Origin of the sequence: Desulfosarcina sp., assembly GCF_046496365.1 — a bacterium.
GTDB lineage: Bacteria > Desulfobacterota > Desulfobacteria > Desulfobacterales > Desulfosarcinaceae > Desulfosarcina.
Genome location: NZ_JAWOHB010000033.1, coordinates 1 through 3,580, shown reverse-complemented (window position 1 = coordinate 3,580; position 3,580 = coordinate 1). Strand labels below are relative to the sequence as shown.

The 3,580-nt window shown below is 57.7% G+C and carries 3 protein-coding genes; all 3 read right to left on the bottom strand.

Features of this window, described 5'->3' with window-relative positions; translation table 11 throughout:
- Window positions 1–449: 449 nt before the first annotated feature.
- A complete protein-coding gene (locus tag R6V78_RS01950) occupies window positions 450–842 on the bottom strand; it encodes a hypothetical protein (RefSeq protein ID WP_410287637.1) in 393 nt (130 codons plus the stop codon).
- Window positions 843–909: 67 nt separating this feature from the next.
- Window positions 910–1,887 (bottom strand): formylglycine-generating enzyme family protein, encoded by a 978-nt coding sequence (locus R6V78_RS01945; RefSeq protein WP_410287636.1) that lies wholly within the window; start codon window positions 1,885–1,887, stop codon window positions 910–912.
- An 858-nt stretch (window positions 1,888–2,745) separates the two neighbouring features.
- Complete coding sequence (wrbA, locus tag R6V78_RS01940; protein WP_410287635.1) at window positions 2,746–3,363, bottom strand: NAD(P)H:quinone oxidoreductase; 618 nt, start codon at window positions 3,361–3,363, stop codon at window positions 2,746–2,748.
- Window positions 3,364–3,580 lie beyond the last annotated feature (217 nt).

Genomic DNA, 3,580 nt, shown 5'->3' with positions numbered 1-3,580 from the left:
TCCTCCTCACCCAGGGAATTCACTTTTCGCCTGGGGTTTAATTTGGCAGTCCACAGGATGTCCTGCAGGACACCATTCCCCAGGCCGGGGATGCCCGACTTTCTCACTTTCGCAGGGGTGGACCCTATCAGCCGATCAAATGCATTTTAAATTTAACTGCTATTCCAATAAATACCGAGTCGGGCCGGACTATTCAGAGTTCGGCCCTTTGGGATCAGCGTTTTAAAATTCAGCCAAACGGACCCTTGGTAATCCACATAACCGAACTGCAACCAAAATTTCGAGTGCCTAACTGATTTTGACACCACAATTTTTATTTCTTTACGATTTCAGGTATCTACGGAGCTCAAGAAGGCTCTTGGCGCTACCATCCGAAATTTTTCTCGATCACTCCACCGCACGGATCGTGGGGGGAAGCGCTCCCCCGACCACCCGGAATTGGCGGCCTTCTATGAGACGCCCATCGCGTTGCCCAGTTGATGCGCCGCCATTCGATTCCCGACGACGGTCTGCTGGAGCGATTGCTCACCGCAGCGCGGCCGTCCTCGTCCGCGATGGTTGCCGCCACCCGAACGCGCCTGCCCCCGGTGCTGGGAAAGCCGCGTCCAGAGTTTCGTGCCAGAGCCCGTCTTTAGCGCATGCGTGCCGACCCGCACGATGCGCGGTCCCAGCCCTGTATCGCTGCGGTTTTCACCCGGCTCCCGGAATAAGTAAACACCCCGTTGCGGCCATCCCATCCGGCCGTCGCATTGCGAGAGCGTCCGCGCGCCGCCAAGCGATTGCTCAAGGTCGTCCAGCAGGTCGTAGAAGAGTTTCAGATGCTGTTCCCGTCCGTTGCTCATTTTGTTTCCAATGCTTTCAGAGCTTCAAGTAATGCGGCGCGATGCGGAAAAGTTGTCCTGACTTCCACTATTGCCAGGGAACAGGGGCTCCAGGGCCAAGGACAACAGACCTGGCGAGACGGAAACCGATGCCCTTGTTGCGGTTGCCGGGTGCGAAGCCGTAACGGGCGGCCGACCGGCAGTAGCGGCAACCGTTGTACCAACTGCCGCCGCGTAACACACGGAAGGCGACTCGAGGGGTTTCAATCCAAGGTTGGCCGTCATCCGGAGCATCCTCGTAGTCGCCATGCCAGTCGTCCACCACCCACTCCAAGACGTTGCTCAGCATGTTGGCCAAGCCCAGGGGGTTGAGGTTTTCCTTCCCGGTGCGCGGATTGATCTCATCCACGGGGTGAGCTTCTATCCGTCCGCTCTCGTCGAACCAGGCGTGATCGGACAGGTCTTCAGGATTGTCGCCGAAAAAGTATTGCCCCAGCCGGGACTTGGCACCTCCCCGGGCCGAGTATTCCCACTCGGCCTCGCTGGGCAGGCGCGCACCCAGCCAAAGAGCGAAATAGTATACCTCGAACCAGGTTTTTTCCACCGCCGGATGGCGCTCTCCGCCGACATGGTGGATCATCGGGCCCAGGGGAAAATCCTCGGCCGAAGCCCTAACCATCTCGTTGGTAACCGGGTGTTTGGCCATTTGAAACGTGGCCACCGTCACCTGGTGGATCGGCTGCTCGTCGGCGTCTCCCTGGTCGTCCCCCATCTCGAATCTCCCGCCCTGGACCGTGACCCACTCGAAAAGGTTTCCTGGTTCATCCAAAAGTGCCTGCTGGCGGGCGGCGGCGTGTTCCAAATCCAGCAGCTCGTATATGATGCCACCGGGCTCCAGGGGAGGCCGTTGCCCGTTTTGCTCCAAGAGTCCCTGGGCCTGAAAAACCACCTCGCAGTCTCGCTCCCCGCAATCGATCAGAAGAATCCGAAGGGTCTCCTCGACCAGGCTGCGCCCTTCGTCCACGCCCACCAGCTCTAAAGACTGCTCCAGGGCCCCGATCAGCAACCGTTTCTCCCGGCCGGGGTGGGTTACGAAGCGCGCCGCCGCGATCTCGGATAAAGGCGGAAAACGCCAAACTGTCGAGACGCGATTCAAGTCCAACCCATCTATCGATTCATCCACCAATCCCGCGTCACGTCTCGAAAAACGCAACTGGATGCCGCTCGCCAGGATTCTTTCCCGTGGTTGGAGTGAAGGTGGGTTAGCGGGTTGATGGAGATGGTTGAAACGATGTTTTCAACCATTACGTGAAAAAGTGACCCCATCAGCACTTCCGGCCCAGGGGCGATCACAGCTTAGTTTTTGTGTTTACCCACCCCCGAAACAAAAGAAATTACCATAGGGACCTTGACCGAGTCACCGGGATCAAAAGCTCAGGGTCAAGGAAGTTGGGCCGCGCGGTTCTGCGCCATCATGAAGGCCGGCGGGTTGAATTGCTAAGAGCAGCCAGGGTCCAGCGGGCCAGGGCAAAGGCCTTGGCCGCCAAAAACTGCTGTATTGGGGCAATTTTCAGGGCCTTTACGGTTTTCAAAGAGCGCATCCAAGCTGGCATAGGAAATTTTGGTTTGATTTCCTCCTTCCAACCACCGGCAGCCTCGGGGGACTTCAAATTGGCCGCCTGCGTTTGTGCGGGTCCATCATTTACTGCCACCCATTATTTTCGCAAATATCGGCGACCTATTTGGTTTTTTCCTCTGTTTGAACGCGAACAACAATGGGCCTCTTTTTTGATCCCAGTTTCGCCATTGGCTGTCTTTCCTGAACTCGATGTTCCGGTGACCCGGGCGCCTGTCCTGACCCGCCGAACCGCCGGTTGGGTGGGCCCACCTGCGCCGTGGTGTGGCAGGGGGAGCAGTCGCGATACTACTGCTTGTCCCGATCGGCTGATTGCTTCCTGGCCACTTCCGCAACGTGTGCGCCCTGAAAGCGGGCAATTTTCAACTCGTTCTCCGATGGCAAGCGGCTGCCATCGGTATCGGCCAAAGTGGTCGCCCCATAGGGCGATCCGCCGGTGATTTCATCCATGTTGCTGAGCTCCTGGCAGGTGTAGGGAACCCCCACAATGATCATGCCGTGATGTAGCAGTGTGTTGTGAAACGAGGTGATGGTGGTTTCCTGCCCACCGTGTTGGGTAGCCGTGGAGGTGAACACACTGCCCACCTTGGCCACCAGTTTTCCGCCGGCCCATAACCCACCGGTCTGATCCAGGAAATTGCGCATCTGGGCGCACATGTTGCCGAACCGGGTCGGGGTGCCGAAAATAATCGCGTCGTAGTTCGGAAGTTCCTCCACGGTTGCGATCGGTGCGGCTTGATCGAGCTTGGCGCCGGCTTTTCTGGCAACCTCTTCCGGCATCAGTTCGGGCACCCGCTTGATGATGACATCGGTGCCTGCGACGCTTCGCGCCCCTTCGGCAACCGCCGTTGCCATGGTTTCTATGTGGCCATACATGCTGTAGTATAAAACAAGGATCTTTGTCATGTTGTCCCTCCTTTGCTGGGTCGTTGTGGCGTAAGACTGACGGCATTGGAACGGATGATGTGGGATTTTTTTTTGCCGGAGCCCTTACCGGATCACTCGCCGCTCTCGAAGATTTCAGCAGGCAGTGTAAGCTCTCCCTTGGATGTGAACCGGGTGCTATTGAACGCGGGGCCGGCGAGTTTGCCTATCATCTCATACGCGAGCCTTCCTCGGTATT

Bases quoted from the DNA above. Each gene is read 5' to 3' on its own strand.
- R6V78_RS01950 (WP_410287637.1), bottom strand. From the start codon at position 842: ATGAGCAACGGACGGGAACAGCATCTGAAACTCTTCTACGACCTGCTG.
- wrbA (WP_410287635.1), bottom strand. From the start codon at position 3,363: ATGACAAAGATCCTTGTTTTATACTACAGCATGTATGGCCACATAGAA.